Raw genomic sequence first — 24662 nt, 5'->3', positions numbered from 1 at the left:
GGGTGTTAGTCCTCCCCCAGAATCTGCGGCACGCGGAAACGCTGCTCCTCGGCGGCCGGAGCACCGGACAGCGCCTGCTCCGGGGTGAGCGAGGGCCGGACCTCGTCCGCGCGCATGACGTTGGTCAGCGGCAGCGGGTGGGAGGTCGGCGGGACGTCCAGTCCGGCGACCTCGGAAACGCGGGCGACCGCGCCGATGATCACGTCGAGCTGCTCGGCGAAGTGGTCCAGCTCCTCCGCCTGCAACTCCAGACGCGACAGCCGGGCGAGGTGGGCGACCTCCTCGCGGGTGATGCCGGGCATGGAGTGCCTTTCGTCTACTGGTGAATCCGGGGGAAGGCCGACACGCGGGAGGCGACATCCGCCATCGGCTTGCGGAGGAGTCGGCGCGCGGTCCGGGGGGTGCCGATGCTCAGCGCTCCCAGCAGCCTCTCGCCGGCGGCGAGTCCGAGCACGGTCCGGGCCGCCGGGCTGGTGGCGAGACGCCCGGTCCGCCAGATGCTGCCGTAGTTGCGGGCGTGCAGCAGGAGCATCAGCGCATGGGCCATGGCGCTGGTCGCGGCCAGCTGCTCCCACTCCGGGACGTCGTGGTCCTGCTCCGGAGCGAAGACCAGAGCCGCGAGCATCGGGGCGCCCAGGATGCCGCGCTCGATCTGCGGCCGTTCCTCTGCGCCGGCCTCTTCTGCGAGGCAGTCGGCGAGGGCTTCGCGGTCGGTCCCGTGCAGGGTGATCCAGCGCCAGGGGCGGAGCGTCCCGTGGTCCGGGGCGGCGGCCGCGCCTCGCAGCAGGTAGGTGAACTCGCCTGCGCTGGGCGATGGTTCAACCAGAACCTGTTCGCTCCGCCGGGTGAGTATCGCTGTCATGACATCCATGGAGACCATCGCCTAGGTGGGGGAGAGCGGACTAGGAGATCCATCCGCGGTGCTGGGACTCTCGTGCTGCCGGGCTGTGATCGGCAAGCGCCTTGCGGTACTCGACCGCGACGCGGTCGAACTTCAGGTGCAGCTCGTCGGCGATGTCCATCGGCAGCTGCTCGGGGCGCTGGCTCTCGACCACGACCCGGTCCTGCTCGGCCAGGGTCTCCTGGAAGGAGATGTAGACCTGGTCGTCGCCCTCCAGGTCGAAGTCGCGGGACTGGTAGCAGTAACCGATCGAGGTCTGCTCGTCGACCGGCTGCGCCGCGAAGAACAGCACCCGGCTGTGCCCGGTGTCCGGGTAGTGGCTGCGCAGGTGGATCGCGTGCGGGAGTGACAGCACGTAGGTGTTGGTCATGGTGCCGGCCGCGTCCTGGAGATCGTTGACGCCTCCGGCGGACGGCACGTTCATGGTCAGGTTGTAGCGCAGTTCGTGGCCGGTGCGCTGGACCGTGTGCTCGGGCACGACCAGGTCGCTGCGCATCCCCAGCAGGCCGTCGTGCAGCCAGCCCAGGTGGCCGAAGTCGGTGAAGTTCTCGACCATGCGGGCGGCGTTGGTCCGCCAGGTGTACGGGGGGCAGGCCGCATGGCGGAAGCCCGAGTCGTCCCATTCGGGGAAGTCGGGGATGTCCGCCCGCGGTTCGCCCAGGCACACCCAGATCAGCCCGTAGCGCTCCTCGCAGCGGAACGCGGGGACCGCCGCCCCCGCGGGGATGGGACGGTCCGCCGGCAACTGCGGAATCGAGGTGCAGCGGCCGTCTCCGGTGAAGCGCCAACCGTGGTACGGGCAGGTGATCTGCCCGTTCTGGACCTCGCCGAGGGAGAGCGCCGTCCCGCGGTGCACGCAGAGGTCGCGCAGGCAGCGGGCGGTGCCGTTCTCGTCGCGCCACAGCACGAGGGCGCGGCCCAGAAGTACGGTCTGTCGCGGGGTTGTCGCGAGGTCCGAGGCGTACCCGACCGGGTGCCACCAGTCGAGCATCGGGTCGGACTGGGTGAGTTCACGGCGGGTCAGGCCGCGGAGCCGGTTCTGTGCGGGCACTTCGCGCGCGGGGACGGTCATGGGAGGCAGCGCTCTTTCGTCGGCGGGGCTAGTAGTCGATCCGGTCCGCGTAGGACGTCCAGGTCTCGAAGGGCCGGCTCGCGCGGCGGTGGGGAAGCCGGGTGACGGGCACGGACCAGGTGGAGCGCGGCCGCTCGAGCAGCTGGTAGAACTCCAGGTCGTCGAAGCCGGCGTCCGCCGCGTCGTGCCGGTCGGCCGCGAACACGACTCGCTCGACCCGGGCCCAGAGCACCGCCGTCAGGCACATGGGGCACGGCTCGCACGAGCTGACCAGCAGTGCCCCGTCCAGTCTGAAGTCCCCGATGGTGCGGCAGGCCGCACGGATCGCCATGATCTCCGCGTGCGCGGTCGGGTCGTGGGATTCGGTGACGCGATTGCCGCTCTGGCCCAGGATCTCGCCGTCGCGCAGGACCACCGCGCCGAACGGACCGCCGCCCGCGCCGACGTTCTCGACGGCCAGGTCGAGCGCCAACCCCATCCAGGCTTCCTCCTGAGCGGAGCTTGGGTTCTGGGTGACCACGGGCCATTGGGTGATGGACATCGGAAAGCCCCTTCAGATGTGGATGTACGGGAGGTTGGAGAGTGCGGCGAGGCCACGCCGCGGAGCTCAGCCGGACTCCGCCTCGACGAACTCGTCCTGCTTCAACGCGTCGGCGAGCCCCTTCCAGACGTCCGAGAACCCGCGCATCAGCTCCGACATCGGGCCCTTGCAGTGCACGGGGACGACCGAGGCGATCCGCTTCTGGTCCCGGGCGACGAGGGCGCAGGCCTCCAGCATCCGCAGGACCGTCCGCCCCGACTCGTTGAACCGCAGCGAGGGATCGCGCCGCAGTGCGTCGAACATCGACAGCAGCTCGGCGGGTGACCTCATCTCAAGAACGGCATGGCCGGCCTCGGCGTGCTGCACCTTGCGCCGTGGGAGCGGCTCGACGGAAGCCAGCACGCGCTGGCGGGACGGCACGGGGTCGTCACCGCGGAGCATGCGGTCCCGGACGTCGGCCACCGTGGCCGGCGAGATGCCGGCCTTCTTGCCGATCTGGCGCAGCGACGCCTCCGGGTTCTCCCTGATCAGCTGGCTGGCGAGGGTGCGGGCATGCGCGCAGTTGAGCGGTCTGGCCCGGCCGTCCCGGCCGATCCTGGTCGCTCCCGGCTCCTGGCCGTCGCCCAGCCGGCGGCGAACCTCCGCGACCTTTGGTGCCGACAGGCCGGCGATGGATGCCACGGCCCGGTCCGACCACTGCGGATGGGACGTGAGGATCCGCGTGACGGCCGCCACCCGGTCGTCCAGGGACAGCGGGCGTCCCTGGGCGACGTTCATGGCGACCGACAGGAGGTACGCGTCCTCCTCGTTCCCGTCGAAGAACCGGGCGTCGATGTGCTCCTGCCCGCGCAGTGCGGCGGCCCGCACCCGATGCACGCCGTCGACGACCTTCATCGTCGCGCGGTGCACGGTGATCGGGGGGAGGGCCGCTTCGGTCTCGGCGAGCGTGCGGGCGTACTCGAGATCCTCACCGGCCACGCGCGGGGTCGAGACGATGGTGAGTCCGTCGAGCCGGACGAGCTCGACCGGAAGGTCCCTCAGCCCTTTGTCCCGCAGCGCGATCAGGTAGTCCGAATTCTCACCCGCGGCATCCACCGCTCGCTGACGCGTATTCACACCGACTCCTTGTTGGCACAAGTCAGGGCATGGCCATAAGCAAATGAAATGGATAGGCTTGCCATAGAACAACAGCATGACGCGGGCAATTCTCCGGCCGACGCGTGCCCGCAACAGCGCGGAGGTCACGCCCCCCAGGTCAGGTCGCCGGGGACGACGGGCGCGGGCGCGGCCACCGCTGCCACCGGTGCGTCTGCCCGAACGGCGGTGTTCGCTCCGGCCTCCTGATGAGCCGGCGCGAGCAGCACCAGGCCCGCGGCGATAAGGGGAAGAACGAGGGTGCGACGAATGACGGACATTGCAAGTGCTCCTATAGTCAAGCGATTTTCCCAGCTCCGACACCATGAACTCTGCCCTCGAACGGGCCCTGCGGGAAGGGTTCCGCCCTGGACAAAATATGCACTGGCATATTTTGTCCAAGTTGACCTGGCGGACCCGGTCCGGTACGCCGTCGCCTACTCCCTGAGCAGCCTGTCGTAGTAGGCGGCCGGCACGGCGGCCCGGCAGCTGAGGAGCCGAAACCCCAGCAATTCCGGACTTGTCTCCAGAGCGCGCACAGACAGATCCCGGGCGGTCTGCTCCGCCTCCGCCAGGGAGGCGCTCAGCAGGAACAGGCCCAGTACCGCCCCCCCGACCGCGTCCGGATGCAGCACGACGTGCTCAAGGCGGTCCGCGGGCCGCGCACATCGCCTCGCGATGTCCTCGGCACCCTCGGGGAAAACGGCACCGCTGTCCGCGGCGAACTGAGCATGGATGAGATACACGCATCAATGGTCATTGAATATCAATCGCGGCGATAGCCTGCCAATGTGGACAATTTATGCCACGGCCGGAACAGTCCTCCCGGCGCCCGGACCGCCACGGCCACGGGGACCGGACGCGGACCGGGTGCAGGTCAGGGGCCAGGGTCCCCCGACCGGAGTGCCCGGAGGCGAATCCGTTCAACTGCCAACTGCTGTCACTTGGGCACTTCGGGAATTGGCTGTTCCCGTGTTCAGGCGCTCGTTGACTCCGATAATCGTGACTGCCTAGCCTCGGAGCCACGACGGAGCCCGCAAAGCTCCAGGAGATTTCAATGAAACTGGGAGACATCTCATGCAGAAGAGAATCGGAGTCAGCGAACTCCAGAAGGCCATTCGTGCTGCTGCCGCCCGCGTCCAGGCGGCCCCTGCCGCGGCGAGCTACCGCTACGAGATGGGCGGCTGACCGACCTGACTGAGCGACGGCCCGGCAGGAGGAGTACGTCCGGCATGGACGCACAAGAGAACGTTCTCCTGGGCGTCCGTGCCGGCTCCGGCGGGCAATCCCTTTCCACCATCGCCACCGCGGCTCGCGGGCAGGATCGAACGGAGCGGCTTCGGATGCCGGCGACGCAGCACCATCCGCGCACCTACCGGGAACTCTTCCGGACACCTGAGTTCGGCGCGCTGTTCCTGTCCGGCACGGCGTACGTGACGGCACTGACGGTCAGTGGTCTGGCCCTCGGCGTGCTGATCTACTCAGCGACCGCCTCACCGCTGCTGGCCGCCCTCAGCATGTTCGGCCCCTCCCTCGGCCACCTGCTCGGCGCGAGCGCGCTGCTGTCGGCGGCCGACCGGCTACCGCCGCGCGCGGCACTGGCCGGCCTGGCAGCGGCCTTCGGCGTGGGAACCGCGGCCCAGGCCACCCCCGGCCTTCCCGTGTGGGCCGTCCTCGCCCTCGTCCTGAGCTTGGGAACGCTGTCGTCCGTGGGCGTCGGCGTCCGCTTCGCGCTGCTCAACGAGATCCTCCCGAGGGAGAGTTACCTGCTCGGCCGCTCGGTGCTCAACATGGCGGTCGGCGTGGTGCAGATCGGCGGATTCGCCGTCGGCGGCGTCCTCGTGACCACCCTGTCCCCGCGCGGTGCCCTGCTGGCCGGCGCGGCGCTGTTCCTCGCGTCCGCGGCCGCCGCCCGTCTCGGCCTCACCAGGCGCCCCCCGCGGGCCACCGGCAGGCCGTCCGTCAGGGCGACCTGGCGGAACAACGCCCTGCTGTGGTCCTCCTCCGCCCGCCGCCACATCTACCTGGCCCTGTGGGTGCCCAGCGGGCTGATCGTCGGCTGCGAGTCGCTGTTCATCCCCTACGCTCCGCAGCACGCCGGGCTCCTGTTCGCCTCCACGGCGGTCGGCATGCTCGCCGGCGACACCGTCCTCGGCCGCTTCGTTCCCCCCGGCCGACGCGCACGGCTCGCCACTCCACTGCGTCTGCTGCTCGCCCTCCCGTACCTGGTCTTCGCCTTCCACCCGGTGCTGCCCCTCGCGGTGGCCGCCGCGCTCCTCGCCTCGGTCGGGTACGGGGCGAGCCTGGTGCTCCAGGAACGCCTGATGGCCCTGACGCCGGACGAGTTGAGCGGGCACGCCCTGGGCCTGCACACCTCCGGGATGCTCGCCGTGCAGGGTGTCGCCGCCGCCCTCGCCGGTGCGCTGGCCCAGTACACCTCACCGGCCAGGGCGATGGTCCTGCTGGCAGCGGCCTCCGGCACGGTCACGCTGGCTCTCACCCCCGGCCTGCGCTCGCTCTTCCTCGCGCCGCAGCCGTCCCCTGCGGCGCCCTGAAATCCCGCCCGGTCCGTCCCCTTCAAAGTCCCCTTCAGAGGAGGGAACCCCCCTTGGACGATCAAGAGAACGTCGCATGGTGCCCGAGTGCCAAGCCGGACCGGCCGGAGGCGGTCGTGCTGGGCATCCATGCCGACTCCGACGGCCTGACCTATCTGGACACGCCGGTGCCCGCAGCCGAGGCGGTGGCCCTGCTGCCGCCGGACGTCATCCCCACCCGAGTGCTCCGCTTCGCCGGCCACTGCTACGCCTCCTGCCACCAGCGCATCGGTGACAGCTGCGGGCTGGTCACCAAGACCGCCCTGCACGCCCCGGCCGTGGAGGACTCCAGCCTCCCGCGCTGCCACCTCCGCCCCCGCTGCAAGTGGTGGCAGCAGACCGGAGCCGACGCATGCAGGCGCTGCCCCCTCGTCGTCCACGACGTCCGGGTCGACGACGAGCTGTCGATGCGCATCGCGAACCCGAACGTGGCAGCCGACCAGGTTTAAGGGCTGTCTGACATCTCATGGAGAGACCATGACCACGCAACTCACCACCGCACCCGGCCGGATGGACGACCAGCGGGGCGAACCGCGGATCGCCGACGTCTTCGGCGAACTCGTCACGCGCTGCTGGGCCGACGGCGGTCGCCCGGGATCCGTCTTCGAGGTCCTGGAGCGGATCGACGGCGCCATCTCGGTCAACGACACGGCGCACTGGTTCGCCGACCCCAGCCAGTGGCACGGGCCCGAGCGCTGGGCCTGCGAGCAGGCCGCCGGCCGGATCCTCGACATCGGTAGCGGGCCCGGGCGGCACGCGACCGTCCTGGCCGCCGCCGGCCATGACGTGCTGTGCCTCGACTCATCCCCGGGGGCGGTCGCGGTGGCCAGGCAGCGCGGTCTGGAGGTGGTCCACGGTGAGCTCGGCGGATCCGAGGCCCTGGGCACCTTCGACACACTGCTGCTGCTGGGCAACAACCTCGGCTTCCTGCAGAGCAGGGAGGCGGCCCCCGGGGTGCTGGCCCAGCTGGCACAGCTCGCCCACCCGGGCACGCAGATCCTGGCGACCACCCGCGATCTCCAGCACACCCGGATCCCGGAACACATCGCCTACCGCGAACGGAACCGCCGCGCCGGGCGCCTTCCCGGCCAGAACCACGTGCGCATCCGCCATCTGGCCACCGCCACCCCGTGGTTCGACTACCTCTTCGCCTCGGTCGACGAGGTGGCCGAACTCGTCCGGGACAGCCCGTGGACGCTGGCCGACTCCCGTCAGGAAGGGACAGCCGTCGCAGTCCGGCTCGTCCTCGGAGGCTGACGGCATGCCCGAGCACCCCTCCCCGGTCAAGTGCCTGGTCTGGGACCTGGACAACACCCTGTGGCACGGAACTCTCCTCGAGGACGACACCGTGCAGGTGTCCGAGGACGTCCGCAGGGTCATCGAGGTCCTCGACTCCCGCGGCATCCTGCAGTCGGTCTCCAGCAGGAACGACCACGACCTCGCCTGGCAGCGCCTGCAAGAACTGGGCCTCGCCGAGTACTTCATGTTCCCCCAGATCAACTGGGGGGCGAAGTCCAACGCCGTCCGTGCCGTCGCAGGCCAGTTGAACTTCGCCCACTGCGCCATGGCGTTCATCGACGACCAACCCGCCGAACGGGCCGAGGTCAGCTACCAGCTGCCCGACGTCCGCACCTACCGCGCCGAACAGGTCCGGTCCCTGCCGGAGCTACCGGAGTTCAGCCTGGAGACGGTGACCGTCGAGTCGGCCCATCGGCGCCGGATCTACCAGGCCGGCTTCCAGCGGGAAGCCGAACAGGAGACCTTCGCCGGGCCGGACGAGGAGTTCCTGCGGACCCTGGACACGACGATGCGCATCAGCCGGGCGACCGGCGAAGAACTGAGCCGGGTCGAGGAGATCACGCTGCGCACGACCCGGATGAACGCGACGGGTGTGCACTACTGCGAGGCGCGGCTGCGCACCCTGCTGGCGGATCCCGGCCACGAGCTCCTGGTCGTCACCATGGCGGATCGATACGGCCCGCACGGCACCGTCGGTGTGCTGCTCCTGGAGACCCACCCCACCGTGTGGCATCTCAAGCTGTCGGCCACCTCCTGCCGGGTCACCTCCTTCCGCGCCGGCGAGGTGGTCCTGGAGTGGTTGAGCGACCAGGCCGCGCAGGCCGGGGTGCATCTCGTCGCCGACTTCCGGCCGACCGAGCGCAACCAGCTGATGGCCGGCGCCTACCGGTCCGTCGGATTCACCGACGACCCCTGCCACTGCGTCGGCGCTCTCGGCGCGCCCGTCGACGGCGAAGGGATCCAGCGCCTCCATGCGCACCCCGCCCGTCGGGACGCCCCGACCACCATGCGACTCACCGCACCGGACCTCACCACCCACTAGACGGTCAGGAGCCGACGATGGCCCACGTGCTCGGTCAGAACCAGTACGGCAAGGCAGAGAACCGGATCGTCCGGGTCCACCGCGACGGCATCCGTCACGAGATCAGGGACCTGAACGTCTCGGTCGCCCTCCAGGGCGACTTCGAGGACGTTCATCTCACCGGTTCGAACGCCAACTGCCTGCCCACCGACACCACCAAGAACACCGTCTACGCCTTCGCCAGGGAGTACGGCATCGAGTCGGCGGAGGCGTTCGGCATCACCCTGGCGCGGCACTTCGTCGACGCCACCGCGCCGGTGCGCAGCGCCCGGATCCGGATCGAGGAGTACACCTGGAACCGGATCTCGCAGGACACCGGCCACTCCTTCGTGCGCGACGGCGGCGAGGTCCGCACCAGCGAGATCGGCTACGACGGCGAGAGCGTCCAGGTGGTCTCCGGCCTCAGGGACCTGGTCGTGATGAACACGACCGACTCCGAGTTCTCGGGCTACCTCAAGGACGGGTACACCACCCTGCGGGAGGCCTACGACCGGATCCTGGCCACCCAGGTCACCGCCCGCTGGGCCCACGGCTACCGGGGTCGGGACGGCGAGGCCCAGCCGGACTGGAACCGCTCCTACGCGCAGGTGCGCCGCCACCTGCTGGAGGCGTTCGCGCAGACCTACTCCTACTCGCTGCAGCAGACGCTGCACGCGATGGGCACCCGGGTGCTGGACAACCGCGCCGAGGTGGACGAGGTCCGCCTGGAGCTGCCCAACAAGCACCACTTCCTGGTCGACCTCTCCCCCTTCGACCTGGAGAACGACAACGAGGTGTACTACGCCGCCGACCGGATGTACGGCCTGATCGAGGGCACCGTGCACCGCGAGGGCGTCACCCCGGTCATCCCGGTCGCCTGACCCTACCCCCCCCGAGTGTGCTGAGCCAGAGGGATCCATAGCCCACGAGCTATGGCATTCAACAGGGTGGGCCAAAAGGCTTTTCTCACATATGCTTCGTCGCTGTCAATCGTCGTAACATCTTCGATGAGAGCACTGAATGCTGAAAACCCTGGGTCTTGATCCCCTGTCGGAGCAGATCTATCGTTCGATGCTGGCCCACCCGGGGGAGGGTATAGGTGAGTTGGCACTACGTCACGGGACTGGTGCGGCAGAGGTCCGCGAGGCTCTGCACCGGCTCAGCACGCTCTCGCTCGTCCGCCCGTCGGAGAGTGACGGCACCGGGTTCCACGCGGTCGCTCCGGCGCTCGGCATGGAGCTGCTCCTCGCTCGTCAGCAGGCCAAGGTCGAGGCCTCCCGAGTGGCTGCCGCACAGCTCGTCGCCGAGTACTCGGCGCTCGGGCCGACCGGGAGGGAATCGGACTCCGAGCAGCTGGTGAGCGTCGAGGAGATCCGCGACCGGCTGGCACGGTTCGGGGAGACCGCCGAGTCGGAGGTGATGACCTTCGCGCCGGGCGGCGCCCACTCCGCTGCGGACCTGGCCGCGAGCCGCGAGCCCAACGCGGCGCTGCTCAGCCGCGGTATCCGGATGAGGACCGTCTACCTGGACAGCGTCCGCAACCACCAGCCCACCGAGGAGCACGTCAGCTGGCTGAGCGCCAGGGGCGGCGAGGTGCGGACCACCGCGAGTCTGCCCATCAGGCTGATCATCATCGATCGCAAGCAGGCCCTGCTGCCCGCCCAGGTGACGGACGCCCGCAAGGGAGCCGTACTGGTCCGCAGCGAGGGGACCATCGCCGCGCTGTGCGCCCTCTTCGAGTCCGTATGGGCGGCGGCAACCCCGTTCGGCACCAAGCCGGAGCCCGACCCCCAGGGCCTGACCCGTCAGGAGGCCGAGGTCCTGCGACTGCTGGCCAGCGGGATGACGGATGAGGCCATCTCGAAGAAGCTCGGCGTCTCTCCCCGGACGGCTCGGCGTATCGCCGCCGATCTGCTGGAGCGCCTCGACGCGCGAAGCCGCTTCGAGGCCGGGGTCCATGCCGTCCAGGACGGCTGGCTTCCTTCCACGCGATAAGTCCACATAGGTGTGGGGCGTGAATATGCTGGGCAATCAAGAGCCGTCCTAGCTCGGCTACTTGTCGCATTTGTCCTGTGGAGGAACCCTTGAGCGTGTGTGTGATAGGCGCGGGCCTGTCGGGGTTGGCAGCCGCGTACGCGCTCAGCGGGAGAGGGATCGACTTCGTCTGCCTGGAGAAGGCGCCGGATGTCGGGGGTATCTGGCGGATGCCGGGGGCGGGTGAGGCGGGTCCGGCGTACCGGGCGCTGCATCTGAACAGTGCCAAGCAGCTGACCGGGTTCGCCGACTTCCCGATGTCCTGCGAGCTGCCGCTCTACCCTCGGCACAGTGATGTCGCCGCCTATCTGCGGTCCTTCGCCGAGTGGGCCGGGCTGCTGCCGCGGATCGAGCTGCGGACCGAGGTGCTCTCCGTGCGGAAGAGGCGCGGCGGGGGGTGGACGGTCACCAGCCGGGACGCGTCAGGTGGCAAGGTGGTCCGCACGTTCGACCAGGTGATCGTCGCGTCCGGGCACCATTCGGAGCCGGCTCTGCCGAACCCCCTTCCGCCCGGCGCGAGTTCCTTCGGCGGAACGATTCTCCACTCGATGGACTACCAGGACGGCCGGGACTTCGCCGGGCAGCGCGTGGTCGTGGTGGGCCTCGGGGCGTCGGGGGTGGACATCGCCGCCGACCTGTCGCGGCACGCCGAGCGGACCGTGCTCTCGGTCCGTCGGGGGCTGCACATCGTGCCGAAGCAGATGTACGGCATGTCCGTGGACCTGATCGCCGAGGCGTCGTGGTTCACCGGTAGGTCCTTCGAGGAGCAGCAGCGCTTCGTGGAGGAGTCGCTGATGGTGGCGCGCGGCAGGCTGTCGGACTACGGGCTGCCCGAGCCCGACCACCCGATCTTCTCGTCGGCCGTGACGATCTCGGACGAGATCCTCAGCCGGATCCGGCACGGCGCGGTGCTCCCGAAGCCCGCGATCGCCTCGCTGGACGGCGACCGGGTGTCCTTCGCCGACGGAACCTCGGTCGAGGCGGACGCGATCGTCTACTGCACCGGCTTCCGGATGGCCTTCCCGTTCCTCGCCGCAGGGTGTCCGACGGGTCCGCAGGGGCCGGTCGAGCTGTACCGGCGGATCGTCGCGCCGGATCGGCCCGGGCTGCTCTTCGTCGGCCTGATCCGCCCGGTGGGCTCGATCACGCGCCTGGTGGAGGCACAGGCGCGGTGGGTGGCGCGGATCGTCGACGGGGACGTCGCGCTGCCGTCCGCGGACGTCATGCGCAAGGAGATCGACGGCTACCTGAGCGGTATCGCGGAGCGCTACGGGCTGACCGAGGGCACGTCCGTGCAGGTCGACGTCGGCCCGTATCTGCGGGAGCTGAGCGAGGCGTAGCGGACAGGCGGCAGGCCCCCGACCTGCCGCCCCTCTCAGCGAACGGCTGCGATCAGCGGCGCCGACACGGCCGGTGGCCGCACCTCGTAGGCCTCCGAGGAGATGTACACCATCACCCGCGGCGGACGGCCCTGCTGGTGGGCGAGCGCCAGGTAGGCGATGAGGCCCGCGCCGTCCTCCAGGCGCCGCGAGGTGACGGCGGCCAGGGCGTCCACGAGCTGGGCCGAGTCGATGCCGTAGCGGTCCAGCAGGACCAGCGCCCGGCCCAGGGCATCGCCGTCGTGCCGGACGTAGTCGCGCACCGGGACGTAGAGGGTGAAGCCGCCCGGCAGGCCGGTCGCCGTCTCGGTGAAGGCGTGGCAGGCCTGGACGGGCCGGCGGTCGAGCAGGGTGTCCTGGCCGTCCGCAAGCCCGGAGGCCGCGCGGAAGAACGCCTCGGTCTCGGCGGGATCGGGGCCGTCCTCCATCCGGGACAGGCTCCCCGCGGCCGCGGCCGACAGGTCGTGGTGCGCGGTGTACACCTTCACCCGGGGGACGTCCCAGTCGCCCAGGTCCAGGGCGAAGAAGAGGACGCGGTCGGACTGCGGCAGCGTCGCGAACGCCTGGTGGTGGCCGAGCCGGCGCAGCGCCTCCCGCACCGTGTCGGCAGCGCGGGCCGCTCCGGACGCTGAGGGGTTCAGGTACACCTTGACCCGGGGGGCGCCACCGGGACGCAGCTCCAGCGCCAGCCACAGGGCCAGCGGGCCCTGCGGGGACAGCGGGAAGAAGAGGTCCTGGAGCTCGTCGAGCCGGTCGGTGGAGAAGTTCCAGCGCTGCGCGAGCTCGCGGACGACCGCGAGCCCGGCGCGCCCGCTCTGCGCCAGGCCGCCGTGGCCGCCGCCCGGCTCCAGCAGCACGCGCAGGGTCGGGGCCTCGCCCGGTGCGAAGGAGAGCGAGAACTCCACCGGCGTGTGGTCGTCGGAGAGGAAGGAGCTGCTGCCGGAGCCCAGACCCAGCGGCCGCATGGCGGTCGGGCCCAGTGCCGCGGTCAGGGTCTGCGCGTAGCCGGCGGCGGCGGCTTCGCCCAGCCCCACGACCTCGCACAGCCGCAGCAGTTGGCCCGCCGTGTGGCTGCCGAGCGTCTGGGCGGTGAGCGTCCTGGCGGAGGGTCTGTGCCGGAGGCCGATCACTGGCGCCCCTGCCGCAGAGCGGAGGCCACAAGCCGATACCCGCCCGATGGGGCGGGTATCGGCGGGTGTGACGCCTCGGGGTGCTGGGTCAGATCGGCATCGCTGGAAACGGGTTCCATGACACCCTCCTGGTTCTGGATCAATGACGGGGGGACTATCGCGCTGCTCAATACCCCCGTTGTTGAACCTTCATGCACCGGTCAAACGCCCGGATCTGTCAGGCTGTCACTTCGTCAGCCAGTTGAGGAACTGACTCCAGCGCCCGCCCCGTTCGGACGTGGACGTGCGGTTCTGCTGGGTTGTCTGCTCGGCGCGAACGGACGGCTCCGGGCGGGCCTGCGGGGCGGGTCGGCGGGCGGCCTCGACCGGGGTGAACCGGGTGGGCAGCGCGGTGAGACCCCGGCTGAAAGGACCGGGACGCCAGGTCAGGCTCGCCTCGGGCACGGCGAGTTGGATGTCCGGGAGCTGGTTGAGCAGGTTCTCGATGGCGCTCACCGAGATCTGCCGGGCCGGGTCCTTGGACGGGCAGGCGTGCGGGCCGGCGCCCCACGCCAGGTGGGCCCTGCTGCCCGCCTGCCGCTCCGCGCTGAGCATCGGGCTGTTGTTGGCGGCGGCGAAGCTGACCAGCAGGAGATCGCCCGCCCGCAGCTGCTGTCCGGCGAACTCCATGTCGGCCGCCGGATAGTGCGGCGCGAGGTTCGACATCGGCGGGTTCTCCCACAGCGTGTCGTCGATGGCCTCGTCGATCAGCCCGCCGGTGTGCGCGTACGCGTCGTGGGTGAGCAGCCGGTGCAGCGTGTTCCCGATGAGGTTGCCCAGCGCCTCGGTGCCGGCGGCCAGCAGGAGGGCGAGCTGGTGGACCATCTCCTCGTCCGTCAGCTTGGCCTGGTGCTGCATCAGCCACGAGGTGACGTCGTCACCGGGCCTGGTCCGCTTGAGCGCCACCAGTTCGCCCACCGCGCCGAACAGCACCGCGGCCGCGTTCTCGGCGTTGATGCCGTCGAACATCCCGGAGATGCCGAAGAGCACCCGGTCGCCGATGTCGGCCGGGCAGCCGAAGAGCTCGTTGAACACGAAGAGCGGCAGCTGCCGGGCGTAGTTGCCGAGCAGGTCGGCCGAACCGCGGTAGCCGAACTGGGCGATGAGGAAGTCGGACACCTGCTCGGTGCTGCGGGCCAGCTTGCGCGAGTCGACCCGGGCCATGCTGTCGGTGACCGCCTGGCGCAGCCTCAGGTGGTCGGCGCCGTCGCTGAACATGGCGTTGGGCCGGTAGGCGAGCAGCGGAACGACCGGGCTGTCCGGCGCGACCTCGCCCTCGTTGAAGGCCCGCCAGCGGCGCGCGTCCTTACGGAAGGAGGCGGAGTCCTGCAGCAGTTGCAGGGCGGTCGAGTAGTCGGTGACGAGCGTGGCCTCCACCCCGGGAGCGAGTTCGACGGGCGCGGTCGGCCCGTAGCTGCGCAGGTAGGAGTAGTAGGCATGCGGGTCGGCCGCGAACTCCGGTCCGTACAGCGGGACCCGGGCGCCGCTGCCGTGGGCCGGGCATCCGGGCGGGGGCGCCACCGAGGCGGAGGATCGAGCGTCCATGTCTGCTTGTTGCTCCTAGCTGGCACGGTCCAGCAAATACCGGACCAGTGTGGTCAGTGCGGCGGCCGACGACTTCTCGTCGCGCGCGTCGCAGGTGACGACGGGGGTGTCGTCGAGAAGATCGAGTGCCTCCCGCAGCGACGCCTCGGCGCGCTGCGGATTGCCGTCGAAGTGGTTCACCGCGATCGCGTAGTCGAGGCCGTACTGCTCGATGAGGTCGATCACGGCGAAGGAGTCGGCGAGCCGCTCGGGGTCGACGAGGATCAGCGCGCCGAGGGCGCCGCGGGCCATGTCCTCCCACATCTGCACGAAGCGCAACTGGCCGGGCGTGCCGAACAGGTAGAGCACCACCCGCTCGCTGACGGTCAGCCGGCCGAAGTCCATGGCGACCGTGGTGGTGGTCTTGCCCCGGACTCCCTTGAGGTCGTCCACCGCCGCCGCCGCCCGAGTCATGGTCTCCTCGGTGGACAGCGGTTCGATCTCGGAGATCGAGCCGATGAACGTGGTCTTGCCCACCGCGAAGTGGCCGACGACGAGGATCTTCACAGCCGTCTGGGTCGCTCCGCCCTGGACGTAGTCCTGCTTGTCCAGGCTCTGTCCGTCAGCCGAACTTGGTCTGAAGACCATGGAGTACCTCCTCCAGGAGCCGCCGGTCCGCGTCGCGGGCGCGGGGCACCGGCGCACGGGTGATCAGGTGGCCGCCCTCGGTGAGTCCGGCCAGGACGATCCGCACCACGCCCAGCGGCAGTTTGGTGTGCCCCGCGATCTCGGCGACCGAGAGGTAGCCGGCGGAGCAGATGTCCAGCAGCCGCTGCTCCTCCGGTGACAGCTGCTGAGGCCGCCGGTCCTCGTCGGGCGCCGCCGTCACCAGCGTGATCAGGGACAGCTGCTGCTCGTCGGGCAGCCCTCGCCCCTTGGTGATGACGTACGCCCGGACTAAGCCGTCGGACGCGAGCTCGAACTCCTCGGGAGCTGTCACTGGAGCGCCCCGAAGTTCTCGCGCGGCGGCGCCGCCAGGACCTTGCCCAGCTGGCCGACGAGCTGCTGCATCCGGAAGGTGATGTCCTGCATGTCGATGTCCAGCGAGGCGGAGACGCCGAGGTAGGCGCCCTCACCGGCGGAGATCAGGAACACCCAGCCGCCGTCGAACTCGACCAGGGTCTGCTGCCACCGCTGGCCGGGGTCGCCGCAGAAGAACCCGAGCGACCGGCTGAGCGACTGCACTCCGCTCATCGCGGCGGCGACCCGGTCCGCGTTGTCCTTGTCGAACTCCTTCGTTCGGGCCATCAACAGACCGTCGGCGGAGATCAGGACGGCGTGCAGGGCCCCGGGAATCTCCAGGGCGCTGTCGAGCATCCATGACAGATCGTCGTTCACGAGACCTCATGCCCTTCACTGCTTGCGCCACGTGTGCTGGTGGCCTGGTCCGCGTCGTCCGGCTGCGTGGCCCGGCCGGACCGGGTGCCCCGCTGGAAGGCGCCCATGATCGCCGCGGTGTCCGAGCCCGAGCGGGCCGAGGCGGCCGGGACGGGCGTGGTGGGCGGCACGATCGCCATCGGCCGCTTGCGCCGCCGAAGGGGTAGTCCGTCGGCGGTCTCGCCGACGACCTCGGGCTCGGACCCCGCGGCTGGTGCCGCCGCCGGTGCCGGTGCCGGGGTCGGGGCTGCTGCCGGCGCCGGGGCGGCCGGCACGGGCGCGGCGGGGACCCGCTTCTCCGGCATGTTGGTGAGCAGTTCGTGCGGCAGCAGGACCACGGCGCGCACCCCTCCGTAGGGAGAGGAGGAGTCCACCGACACCTCGAAGTCGAATCGCTCGCAGAGGACGCCGATCACCGCCATGCCGAACTGCGGCGGATTGCCGAGCCCCGCGACGCCCGAGACCCGGTCGCTGCTCAGCAGCTTCTCGGCGCGGGCCCGCTCCTCGTCGTTCATGCCGACGCCGGCATCGTCCACGACGATGACGACGCCCTTGGGGACGGTCCGGATGTTGATCTCGACGACGGTGTCCGGGCTGGAGTAGCTGGTCGCGTTGTCGAGCAGCTCGGCGAGCGCCAGCGCCACCGGTTCGACGGCCCTGGCGGAGACGCCGAAGTCCACCTGGGAGAGGATCTCCACGCGCCGGAAGTGCCGGATGCGGCCCTGCGCGCTGCGCACCACGTCGTAGACCGAGGCGGTGTCGCGGTGCCGGCCCAGCCAGCCGCCGCAGAGCACCGCGATGGACTGCGCGCGTCGCCCGAACTGCGAGTTGGTGTGGTCGACTTCCAGCAGATCCTGCAGAATGGCCGACTCCCCGTACTTGCCCTGGAGTCGGGAGAGGATCAACTGCTGTTCGGCGGCAAGGCCTTGCAGGGTCCGCATAGCGGACTTCAACACAGTCTTTGTCGCCTCGTCAGCCTGTTCCTTGGCTGATTCGACGGACTGGGTATATTGGTTCTCCAGATCGGAGTAGTGGTCCCGGAGGCCGTCGATCTCCTGCCGCAACGCCAGAGCCGCCTTGCGCTGGCGGACGACGAGGGCGACCACGGCGACAAGGACGAGGGCAAGAGCCCAAAGCACTGGGTTCGCTGTGTATTTCGTCATAAGACTCTCTTCAGGCGACTGACTGCCGACCGCTATATCCCAGCCATTGCAGGGTGAACCCGCCGCTCCGCAAGCTCGGTGATCGTATCATCGGCTGAACATGTCACCTGAGCCTGTCCAGGTATGAAGATGCGTCTCTTACGCGCAGGGCAACCGGAGTTGGCGCAATCGGCGACCCGGGCCGCCGCCGCGGCCAACGCAATGTGACGCTCAGTCGACTTCCAGGTGATGGTGCGTCCGAAGTGGCGGGGGAGTCGGATGGGAGAGCCGGCGGACTTTCGAGCCTGCGACCGGCGGCTTCGCGACGGGGGATCCGTCGGTGGCCTCCGCTCCGATTGAGAGGCCTCGGGTGGGGGAAAAACTTCGTTACCCCGGTGTTTGCAGGTGATCCGAGGTGGCTTAGGGTTCGGCCCATGGAGAGTGCCGGCGGAAACGGGGGAAGCGTGAGCGGCGGCCAGAACGGCAACGGTGGCTGGGGTGCGCCGGGCTTCGGGCCGGTCGGGAGTACCCCGGACTGGGCGGCGATGGCCGAGGCGACCGAGCGTGCTGCGCGCCGCAAGCGGCTGCTGCGCGTCGGCTTCGGCGCGATCGGTGCTCTGGTGGTGGCCGGGATCGTGGTCGCCGCGCTGGTACTGGGCGGCCCGCTGGGCAAGAAGAAGCCGCAGCCCGCGCAGCCGGTGGCCGCGAACTGCATAGCGCCGACCCTCGCACCGACCACGGGCAGTAACGACCTGCGGCTCGGGGCCTCGGCCCAGGTCGGCACCGTCGACGGCCACAGCGGTCTGGCACTGACCACGCACGGCACCCCGGACGGCTACGCCGAGGTCAACTCGACCGTCGTCAACACCTGCACGAGCTTCACGGTCTCCGCCGTGGTCCGCAACAGCGCGCCGGACGAGCCGCGGGCCGCCGTCTCCCAGGGCAGCGACGGGTTCTTCTCCTTCTACCTGGGCCGCGACATCGTGGGCACCCACGACCAGTGGGTGTTCAAGGTGCAGACCGCGGCCGAGAGCGGCAAGGCCATCCAGGCGCTGTCCACGGACCCGGCCACCGTCGGGCAGTGGACGACACTGACCGGTGTGTACGACGTCAAGGCGCAGACCATCTCCCTGTACGTCGACGGCGTGCTCGCCAAGACCACCCCGGCGCCGGGGATCCTGTCCACCAACGGCCCGATCGAGGTCGGCCGTGCGCGCTTCAAGTCGCACTGGGTGGACTCGTGGAACGGTTCGATCGCCGACGTCCAGGTGTGGGACCAGCCGCTGACCGCGGACAAGATCGCCCAGGTGGCCAAGACCCGGTCGGCGGATGTGCCGGCGCGGGCGACCTGGTTCAGGTTCTGAGGCGGAGCAGAGAGCACGTGACCGGGCGCTGGGGCCGAGGCCCCGTGGGGGGCGCGGACCGGGTGGCTAGGATGGCCGCTGCATGCGGTCATCTCTGACCATCATATGAACGTGCGGCCTCAGTAACGCGCTCGCACCTGTACTAGGAGCCTTCGTGGGATCTGCCGGCAGCGCGTCTCGACGCGTGTGGAGCGCACTCAAAATACTGCTGCTGGTGTGCGTGCTCGTCGCCGCCGGCTACCTGCTCTACCCGGTCTGGCGCGCCGCCCATCCCACGCCCCCGGACCTCACCGTCCGGTACCGCACCGACCCCACGGCCGTGGTCGCGGTGGCCAAGCCGCAGCTGGAGGTCATCAACACCTCCAAGAAGACGGTCTCCCTGAGCGACGTGACGGTGCGGTACTACTTCACCGCCGACGGCGGCTCCGCGTACGGCTTCGACTGCGTCGACGCCGCGATGGGCTGCTCGAACCTCTCCGGCACCATCGTCCCGCTGGCCAACCCCACCGCCGACGCCACGGACTACCTCCAGCTCACCTTCGCGGCGGGCGCGGGCACCCTGGCGCCCGGGGCGAACAGCAAGGGGATCAACCTCCAGCTGTTCCGGCTGGACCACCAGAACCTGAACCAGGCCAGCGACCACTCGTTCAACGCCAAGGACACCACCTTCAAGCCGTCCAAGCTGGTGACCGCCTACCTGCGCGGCGCGCTCGCCTGGGGGACCGCGCTGCCCGGCGGGGCCGACTCCGGCGCCGCGGGGCAGCCCTCGGGGGCGCCCACCCCGAAGCAGTCCGTCCCGGACGGCGTGGTGTTCGACAACTTCCACTACAGCGGCCCCACCGACCCCGCGCTGATCAAGCACGGGTGGCGGATCCGGACCAGCAAGGGCGGCCCGGGCATTCCCGACACCTGGTCGGCCGCGGGTGTCAGCTTCCCGGCCGAGCCGGACGCGCTGGGCGGCCAGGTGCTCCAGCTGCAGGCCGCCACGGACGGGACGAAGGAACACACCACGCAGGCCGAGGTGCAGAGCGCGAACACCCCGTTCCTGACCGGCACCTACGCGGCCCGGATCTACTTCAGCGACGCGCCCACCACCGGCAACCCCGGCGACCACGTCAACGAGTCCTTCTACACGATCTCGCCCGACGACTCGCTCTACAGCGAGCTCGACAACGAGTACATGCCCAACGGCGGCTGGGGCTCCAAGGGCCCGGTGCTGGACACCACGACCTGGTTCAGCGCCAAGACCGGCGACCGGTCCACCCTGCGCCACAACATCAGCCTCCAGGGCTGGCACACCATCGTGATGACCGCCGTGAACGGCGTGGCCACCTACTCCCTGGACGGCAAGGACCTGTTCAGCAGTTCGGGCAAGTACTATCCGCGCGAGGCCATGGTGGTCAACTTCAACACCTGGTTCGTGGATCTTCCCTTCGCCGGACCGCGGGCCTGGGACACGAAGGTCAACTGGTTCTACTACAACGCCAAGCAGGCGATGTCCCTGGCGGACGTCCAGAAGACGGTGACGGACTTCTACGGCGACGGCACCAACTACGTGAACACCGTGCCGAAGCCCTGAGAGCCCCGCCTCCGCCCGTCCCCGCCCCACAGGAGTCCATCATCATGAGCAACGAGCCGGTTCAGAGTCCTGCCGAGCAGGACACCCCGGCCGCCGGTTCCGCCGGGGCGGTGAGCCGGCGCTCCGCGCTGCGGCTGGCCGGTGCGGGCGGGCTCCTCGCCGCGGGTGGCGCGCTGCTCACGGGCTGCGGGGACAGCGGCTCGGGCGGGACCTCCTCGACGGCGACCACGGCGGCGCCGTCCGCGACCGGCTCGGCGAAGGTCTCGGCCGCGGACCAGCCCCTGATCACGCCGGCCGGGCACACGCCCAGCACCCGCCGCGCCACCTGGTCCCAGGACTTCCAGGCCGACCACGGCTGGACGGTGGCCGGTGCGGGCACCGCGTCGTCCCAGCTGAACGACACGGCGGTCTTCCTGAGCGGATCCCAGTCGGTCCGGGTCACCACCGACGGGTCGGGCCGGCAGAGTTACGTCCGCCGGGTCGGCATGCCCAAGATGGACCTGACCAACAAGATGATCAGGTTGACCTTCCGGGTCGAGGACGTGACCCATCTGAGCAAGCTGGCCTTCTACCTGGGCACCGACTCGCTGGCGAACAACTTCCGCTGGCAGTTCCACAACCACTCCGCCAGCGCGGCCAACTACGTGCAGTCCGGCGAGTGGGTGGTCGTGCACCTCCAGTGGGCGGACGTCCAGGGCGTGGTCGGATCGCTGGGCCTCTCGCCGCTCGGGGTCCCCTCCACCACCTCCGGCTTCACCGACATGTCGTTCGCCGCGTACGACGACGCGAGCGGCCCGGTGACCTTCCACCTCCAGGCGATCGAACTGCTGCCGGACACCCGCACCACGTTCTCCCGCGGTGCCGTCTCGATCACCTTTGACGACTCCTACGCCTCGGTCTACAGCCTCGCGATGCCCGCGATGAAGACGCACGGTTTCACCGGCACGATGTACAACATCGCGCAGGCGGCGGGCACCAGCAACTACCTGACCATCGACCAGATGCGCTCCCTGCAGGACTCGTCGGGCTGGGAGATGGCCGGCCACGCCTACTCGTCGTCGGCCCACAACGCCGGCTACAACCAGCTCACCTCGCAGCAGGTGGACGACGACATGGGTCAGCTGCGGGGCTGGCTGGACTCCAACAAGTTCACCAGCCAGCAGTTCGCCTATCCGCACGGCGCCTTCCAGAAGACCTCGGACGGCGTGCCGGTGGACCGGATCGCCAGCCGGCACTTCAGCACTGCCCGGTCGATCATCTACGAGACCGTCGAGTCGTTCGTGCCGGCCATGCCGTACCGGCTCAAGGCCCTGACCGGGCTCAACGACGGCCCGACCGGCACGGGCGGTGAGGGTCTGGCCCAGGTGACCGGCAAGGGCGCCAAGCTCGACCGCTGCGCCCAGAGCGGCGACTGGCTGATCCTCTGCTTCCACGAGCTGGTGGTGGGGACGCCGAACTCCAGCACGCAGATCAGCCAGGCCGGCTTCGCCACCGTGATGGAGGCGATCGCCGAGCGCGGGATGCCCGTCGTCACCGTCTCGGAAGCCATGAAGCACTACGCCTGAGAACGACGAAGGTGACCGGATCCCCGTGGGATCCGGTCACCAGGTCGATACCCCTCAGGCGTGGCTCGGCTCGGCCTCGTCCTCGCTCCACATGGCCGAGTAGTCGTCGCTCTCGCCGCCCTGCGAGGAGATCTCCACGCCGCCCTGGCGGGTGCCCCAGGTGCCCTTGTTGAGGGTGAGCAGCGCGTACATCCGCAGCGGCGTCAGCAGCGTCAGCTGGATCACGCCGTACACCGGCGCGAGCATGAACATCCCGAAGCGCTTGATGAGCCCCATGTTCCGGCGCGGGAAGTCCAGGTAGCGGACGTTGCGCAGGTAGCCCATCAGGATCATGAACATCCCGTAGTCGCCGATGTGCCGGACGAACGCGGTCGGGTTCATGATCGGGCTGACGATCAGTGAGTACATCATCGCCGTACCGAAGGTGAGCCAGAGGCCCATCTCCATGACGGTCAGCCAGAAGGCGGGCCGCGACTTGCGCTGGTTGCGCAGCGCCCAGAGGGACTCGCGGAAGAACGACTTGTTCCAGCGGACCTGCTGGCGCAGGAAGTGCGGCAGCTTCTCGGGGACGGCGGTGTAGCCCACGGCCGTCTCCTGGAACACCACCTGACCTTCCGTCAGGCAGTAGTTGGTCATCCGGCGGTCGTCGCCGAAGACCGCCGGCTTGCCCAGGAACTGCTGGTTGAGGAAGTCCGGGAGGTACTTGCGCACCAGGTCGCCGCGGTAGGCGGACAGCGCGCCGCAGCAGCACAGGACGGAGTTGAGCTGCGAGTAGGCGGCCCGCTCGAAGAGGAACGAGTTGCCGTAGCGCAGGTCCTGAAGCCGGGTGAAGATGTTGGCGTTGTGGTTGAGGGCCAGCACCATGCCGGTCGAGGCCATCACCTTGTCGTCGATGAGCGGGACGATCAGCTCGCGGACGGTGTCCCGGGTCAGCACGGTGTCGGAGTCGACGCAGAGGAAGACGTCCGACTCGGGGGCGTCCAGGAAGCCGCGGGCCAGGGCCTCGCGCTTGCCCTTGTTCTCGGGCTGCGCGCTGACCTTGAACACCACCCCGGCCGCCTCGAACTCGGGCGCGATCCGCCGGGCCATCCCGAGGCCGGCGGGGTCCGCGCTGGCGTCGTCGATGATGTGCAGCTCGTTGGGCAGGCGGCTCTGGGCCAGCAGGCTGCGCAGGCCCTGCTCGAAGGTGGCGGGGTCCTCGTTGTAGATCGGGATGACCGCGGTCACCCACATCCGGTCCAGCCGCGCGGACTCCCGCGTCGTCGCCCGCCGTGGGCGGTAGAAGAGCGCCAGGAACATCTTGATCGACAGCAGGCCGATCGAGATCAGCGAGTAGACGTGGACCGTGGAGGTGTCCATCTTGGTGGCGATGAAGAAGGCGAGCGCCGCGAACACGACGTAGGAGACCTTCAGATGCCGCTTCTTGCGGTGCCCGCGCCGGCCGCCGCGCCCGCGGGCCGCCTCGGCCGCGGGGGCCGGCCGGTTTCTGCGGGTGTCGTTGTCGGTGACCGTCACAGCTGGACCGCCCGCGGATGTCCGGCGGACTTCCCACGGGTGTCGAAGAGCAGCTCCGCGCGGTCGGCGAGCTCCGTGACGTCGATCTCGCTGTGCGGCTGCAGCAGGATGGTCAGGTCCGCGCCGGCCGCCTCCGCCAGGTAGTCGGTGATCCGCTCGATCGGGGTCCCGGCCACCTCCCAGGCGGGCACGTTGCGGTCGTAGTAGCGCAGGTCGGCGCCGCGGCGCAGCAGTTCGACGGCGACGGCGGTGGCCGGCGTCTCGCGCTGGTCGGATATGTCGGGCTTGTAGGTGACGCCGAGCAGCAGCACCCGGGACCCCTTCATCGGCTTGCTGCGGTCGTTGAGCAGGTCGACCGCGCGCTGCACCACGTGCACGGGCATCCGCTGGTTGATCTCCTGGGCCAGTTCGACGAACCGGAACGGGATACCCAGCGACTTCACCTTGTAGGAGAGGTAGTTCGGGTCGATCGGGATGCAGTGGCCGCCGACGCCCGGACCCGGGTAGAAGGGGGCGAAACCGAACGGCTTGGTCGACGCGCAGCGGATGGCGTCCCAGAGGTCGACGTCGATCTCGCGGCAGAACATCGCCATCTCGTTGACCAGGGCGATGTTGACGTGCCGGTAGGTGTTCTCCAGCAGCTTGGCCATCTCGGCCTCGCGCGGGCTCTTGGCCTCGACCACCTCGCCCACGAACTGCTCGTAGAACCGCCGGGCCGCCTTGGTGCACTCGGACGTGCAGCCGCCGACCACCTTGGGGGTGTTCTCCAGGCCGAAGTCGGGGTTGCCGGGGTCGATGCGCTCGGGCGAGAACGCCAGGTGGAAGTCGACGCCGACCCGCAGGCCGCCGGCCTCCAGGGCCGGGCGGACCACGTCGTCGGTGGTCCCCGGGTAGGTGGTCGACTCGAGGACGACCAGGGTCTCCGGGCGCAGGTGCTGCGCCACCGCGGCGACCGCGCTGTTCACGGCCGCCAGGTCGGGCGCGCCGTGCTCGGTGAGCGGCGTCGGCACGCAGATCACCACGGCCTTGGCCGAGGAGATCGCGGCGGCGTCGGTGGTGGCGCTGAAGCCCTGGCCGAGCATCTCCGCGAGCTGGCCGTCGGAGATGTCGTCGATGTGCGAACGCCCCGCGTTGAGCCCGTCGACGACCGCGGTGCTGCGGTCGAGCCCGACCACGCGCAGACCGGCGCGCGCGGCCCCCCGCGCGAGCGGCAGGCCCACGTATCCCAGGCCGACCACAACAAGATCAGTGTCCCTGCGGGAACTCATGACGGGCACAACTCCAAAAGCTTGTATCAGCGCCCGGAAAGGCGCTTTGCTACGGGCGGCACTCCACCCGAAACCGGCGCCGACG

At 69.9% G+C, this 24662-nt stretch carries 25 protein-coding genes; 10 read left to right on the top strand and 15 right to left on the bottom strand.

Annotated elements, in window-relative coordinates; translation table 11 throughout:
* Window positions 1–5: 5 nt before the first annotated feature.
* The 7 genes from gatC to P3T37_RS11490 form a co-directional block, all read right to left on the bottom strand.
* Window positions 6–302 (bottom strand): Asp-tRNA(Asn)/Glu-tRNA(Gln) amidotransferase subunit GatC, encoded by a 297-nt coding sequence (gene gatC / locus P3T37_RS11520; RefSeq protein ID WP_280723420.1) that lies wholly within the window; start codon window positions 300–302, stop codon window positions 6–8.
* A 14-nt stretch (window positions 303–316) separates the two neighbouring features.
* Complete coding sequence (locus P3T37_RS11515) at window positions 317–862, bottom strand: nitroreductase family protein (RefSeq protein WP_280723419.1); 546 nt, start codon at window positions 860–862, stop codon at window positions 317–319.
* Window positions 863–902: 40 nt separating this feature from the next.
* Window positions 903–1973, bottom strand: a complete 1071-nt coding sequence (locus P3T37_RS11510; RefSeq protein WP_280723418.1) for an aromatic ring-hydroxylating dioxygenase subunit alpha — start codon at window positions 1971–1973, stop codon at window positions 903–905.
* A 28-nt stretch (window positions 1974–2001) separates the two neighbouring features.
* Window positions 2002–2514 (bottom strand): nucleoside deaminase, encoded by a 513-nt coding sequence (locus P3T37_RS11505; RefSeq protein WP_280723417.1) that lies wholly within the window; start codon window positions 2512–2514, stop codon window positions 2002–2004.
* Window positions 2515–2580: 66 nt separating this feature from the next.
* On the bottom strand, window positions 2581–3630 hold the full coding sequence (locus tag P3T37_RS11500; protein ID WP_280723416.1) for a ParB N-terminal domain-containing protein: 1050 nt from the start codon (window positions 3628–3630) through the stop codon (window positions 2581–2583).
* Between the two features lie 125 nt (window positions 3631–3755).
* Window positions 3756–3929, bottom strand: coding sequence for a hypothetical protein (locus tag P3T37_RS11495; protein WP_280723415.1), 174 nt, complete (start codon window positions 3927–3929; stop codon window positions 3756–3758).
* A gap of 156 nt (window positions 3930–4085) precedes the next feature.
* Entirely contained in the window at window positions 4086–4394 is a 309-nt protein-coding gene (locus P3T37_RS11490) for a hypothetical protein (RefSeq protein ID WP_280723414.1), read from the bottom strand.
* 597 nt (window positions 4395–4991) lie between these two features.
* Here P3T37_RS11490 and P3T37_RS11485 point away from each other — a divergent pair.
* From P3T37_RS11485 to P3T37_RS11455, 7 genes are all read left to right on the top strand, one after another.
* Window positions 4992–6203, top strand: coding sequence for an MFS transporter (locus tag P3T37_RS11485; RefSeq protein WP_280723413.1), 1212 nt, complete (start codon window positions 4992–4994; stop codon window positions 6201–6203).
* A gap of 53 nt (window positions 6204–6256) precedes the next feature.
* Complete coding sequence (locus P3T37_RS11480; protein WP_280723412.1) at window positions 6257–6691, top strand: hypothetical protein; 435 nt, start codon at window positions 6257–6259, stop codon at window positions 6689–6691.
* Between the two features lie 28 nt (window positions 6692–6719).
* The gene (locus P3T37_RS11475; RefSeq protein ID WP_280723411.1) at window positions 6720–7499 is read left to right on the top strand and encodes a methyltransferase domain-containing protein; all 780 of its coding nucleotides are present in this window, start codon (window positions 6720–6722) and stop codon (window positions 7497–7499) included.
* Between the two features lie 4 nt (window positions 7500–7503).
* Window positions 7504–8583 carry an HAD-IIIC family phosphatase gene (locus P3T37_RS11470; RefSeq protein ID WP_280723410.1) on the top strand — a complete coding sequence of 360 codons (1080 nt, stop codon included), beginning with the start codon at window positions 7504–7506 and terminating at the stop codon, window positions 8581–8583.
* Window positions 8584–8600: 17 nt separating this feature from the next.
* Window positions 8601–9482 carry a factor-independent urate hydroxylase gene (gene pucL / locus P3T37_RS11465; RefSeq protein ID WP_280723409.1) on the top strand — a complete coding sequence of 294 codons (882 nt, stop codon included), beginning with the start codon at window positions 8601–8603 and terminating at the stop codon, window positions 9480–9482.
* A gap of 223 nt (window positions 9483–9705) precedes the next feature.
* Entirely contained in the window at window positions 9706–10596 is an 891-nt protein-coding gene (locus P3T37_RS11460; RefSeq protein ID WP_348533232.1) for a helix-turn-helix transcriptional regulator, read from the top strand.
* 89 nt (window positions 10597–10685) lie between these two features.
* Window positions 10686–11975 (top strand): NAD(P)-binding domain-containing protein, encoded by a 1290-nt coding sequence (locus tag P3T37_RS11455; protein WP_280723407.1) that lies wholly within the window; start codon window positions 10686–10688, stop codon window positions 11973–11975.
* A 35-nt stretch (window positions 11976–12010) separates the two neighbouring features.
* On the opposite strand, the gene P3T37_RS11450 is transcribed toward P3T37_RS11455, so the two are convergent.
* The 6 genes from P3T37_RS11450 to P3T37_RS11425 form a co-directional block, all read right to left on the bottom strand.
* The gene (locus P3T37_RS11450) at window positions 12011–13144 is read right to left on the bottom strand and encodes a tryptophan dimethylallyltransferase family protein (RefSeq protein WP_280723406.1); all 1134 of its coding nucleotides are present in this window, start codon (window positions 13142–13144) and stop codon (window positions 12011–12013) included.
* Window positions 13145–13369: 225 nt separating this feature from the next.
* Window positions 13370–14728, bottom strand: coding sequence for a cytochrome P450 (locus P3T37_RS11445; protein ID WP_280723405.1), 1359 nt, complete (start codon window positions 14726–14728; stop codon window positions 13370–13372).
* A gap of 15 nt (window positions 14729–14743) precedes the next feature.
* Window positions 14744–15355: an ATP/GTP-binding protein gene (locus P3T37_RS11440; RefSeq protein ID WP_280723404.1), complete on the bottom strand. Its 612-nt coding sequence runs from the start codon at window positions 15353–15355 to the stop codon at window positions 14744–14746.
* Window positions 15330–15707 (bottom strand): DUF742 domain-containing protein, encoded by a 378-nt coding sequence (locus P3T37_RS11435; protein WP_280723403.1) that lies wholly within the window; start codon window positions 15705–15707, stop codon window positions 15330–15332. Before P3T37_RS11435 ends, P3T37_RS11440 begins: the two co-directional genes overlap by 26 nt.
* The gene (locus tag P3T37_RS11430) at window positions 15704–16105 is read right to left on the bottom strand and encodes a roadblock/LC7 domain-containing protein (protein WP_280723402.1); all 402 of its coding nucleotides are present in this window, start codon (window positions 16103–16105) and stop codon (window positions 15704–15706) included. Before P3T37_RS11430 ends, P3T37_RS11435 begins: the two co-directional genes overlap by 4 nt.
* Window positions 16102–17307, bottom strand: a complete 1206-nt coding sequence (locus P3T37_RS11425) for an ATP-binding protein (RefSeq protein WP_280723401.1) — start codon at window positions 17305–17307, stop codon at window positions 16102–16104. The genes P3T37_RS11430 and P3T37_RS11425 overlap by 4 nt, the downstream gene beginning before the upstream one ends.
* Before the next feature lie 413 nt (window positions 17308–17720).
* On the opposite strand from P3T37_RS11425, the gene P3T37_RS11420 reads away from it, so the two are divergent.
* The 3 genes from P3T37_RS11420 to P3T37_RS11410 all read left to right on the top strand — a co-directional run bounded on the left by P3T37_RS11420 (window position 17721) and on the right by P3T37_RS11410 (window position 21794).
* Window positions 17721–18650: a LamG domain-containing protein gene (locus P3T37_RS11420; protein ID WP_280723400.1), complete on the top strand. Its 930-nt coding sequence runs from the start codon at window positions 17721–17723 to the stop codon at window positions 18648–18650.
* A 214-nt stretch (window positions 18651–18864) separates the two neighbouring features.
* A complete protein-coding gene (locus tag P3T37_RS11415; RefSeq protein WP_280723399.1) occupies window positions 18865–20229 on the top strand; it encodes a cellulose binding domain-containing protein in 1365 nt (454 codons plus the stop codon).
* Window positions 20230–20273: 44 nt separating this feature from the next.
* A complete protein-coding gene (locus P3T37_RS11410) occupies window positions 20274–21794 on the top strand; it encodes a polysaccharide deacetylase family protein (RefSeq protein ID WP_280723398.1) in 1521 nt (506 codons plus the stop codon).
* A gap of 54 nt (window positions 21795–21848) precedes the next feature.
* Here P3T37_RS11410 and P3T37_RS11405 read toward each other — a convergent pair whose 3' ends face one another.
* Together P3T37_RS11405 and P3T37_RS11400 are read right to left on the bottom strand one after the other, a co-directional pair.
* Window positions 21849–23309 carry a glycosyltransferase gene (locus P3T37_RS11405; RefSeq protein ID WP_280723397.1) on the bottom strand — a complete coding sequence of 487 codons (1461 nt, stop codon included), beginning with the start codon at window positions 23307–23309 and terminating at the stop codon, window positions 21849–21851.
* Entirely contained in the window at window positions 23306–24577 is a 1272-nt protein-coding gene (locus P3T37_RS11400) for a nucleotide sugar dehydrogenase (RefSeq protein ID WP_280723396.1), read from the bottom strand. Before P3T37_RS11400 ends, P3T37_RS11405 begins: the two co-directional genes overlap by 4 nt.
* Window positions 24578–24662 lie beyond the last annotated feature (85 nt).

It is taken from the genome of Kitasatospora sp. MAA4 (assembly GCF_029893355.1).
Classification (GTDB): Bacteria; Actinomycetota; Actinomycetes; order Streptomycetales; family Streptomycetaceae; genus Kitasatospora.
Note: the sequence above shows the minus strand (reverse complement) of the source record. Positions and strands in the feature narration are given on the sequence as shown.

Bases quoted from the DNA above. Each gene is read 5' to 3' on its own strand.
- gatC (WP_280723420.1), bottom strand. From the start codon at position 302: ATGCCCGGCATCACCCGCGAGGAGGTCGCCCACCTCGCCCGGCTGTCG.
- P3T37_RS11515 (WP_280723419.1), bottom strand. From the start codon at position 862: ATGACAGCGATACTCACCCGGCGGAGCGAACAGGTTCTGGTTGAACCA.
- P3T37_RS11510 (WP_280723418.1), bottom strand. From the start codon at position 1,973: ATGACCGTCCCCGCGCGCGAAGTGCCCGCACAGAACCGGCTCCGCGGC.
- P3T37_RS11505 (WP_280723417.1), bottom strand. From the start codon at position 2,514: ATGTCCATCACCCAATGGCCCGTGGTCACCCAGAACCCAAGCTCCGCT.
- P3T37_RS11495 (WP_280723415.1), bottom strand. From the start codon at position 3,929: ATGTCCGTCATTCGTCGCACCCTCGTTCTTCCCCTTATCGCCGCGGGC.
- P3T37_RS11485 (WP_280723413.1), top strand. From the start codon at position 4,992: ATGCCGGCGACGCAGCACCATCCGCGCACCTACCGGGAACTCTTCCGG.
- P3T37_RS11475 (WP_280723411.1), top strand. From the start codon at position 6,720: ATGACCACGCAACTCACCACCGCACCCGGCCGGATGGACGACCAGCGG.
- P3T37_RS11470 (WP_280723410.1), top strand. From the start codon at position 7,504: ATGCCCGAGCACCCCTCCCCGGTCAAGTGCCTGGTCTGGGACCTGGAC.
- pucL (WP_280723409.1), top strand. From the start codon at position 8,601: ATGGCCCACGTGCTCGGTCAGAACCAGTACGGCAAGGCAGAGAACCGG.
- P3T37_RS11445 (WP_280723405.1), bottom strand. From the start codon at position 14,728: ATGGACGCTCGATCCTCCGCCTCGGTGGCGCCCCCGCCCGGATGCCCG.
- P3T37_RS11440 (WP_280723404.1), bottom strand. From the start codon at position 15,355: ATGGTCTTCAGACCAAGTTCGGCTGACGGACAGAGCCTGGACAAGCAG.
- P3T37_RS11425 (WP_280723401.1), bottom strand. From the start codon at position 17,307: ATGACGAAATACACAGCGAACCCAGTGCTTTGGGCTCTTGCCCTCGTC.
- P3T37_RS11420 (WP_280723400.1), top strand. From the start codon at position 17,721: ATGGAGAGTGCCGGCGGAAACGGGGGAAGCGTGAGCGGCGGCCAGAAC.
- P3T37_RS11410 (WP_280723398.1), top strand. From the start codon at position 20,274: ATGAGCAACGAGCCGGTTCAGAGTCCTGCCGAGCAGGACACCCCGGCC.
- P3T37_RS11400 (WP_280723396.1), bottom strand. From the start codon at position 24,577: ATGAGTTCCCGCAGGGACACTGATCTTGTTGTGGTCGGCCTGGGATAC.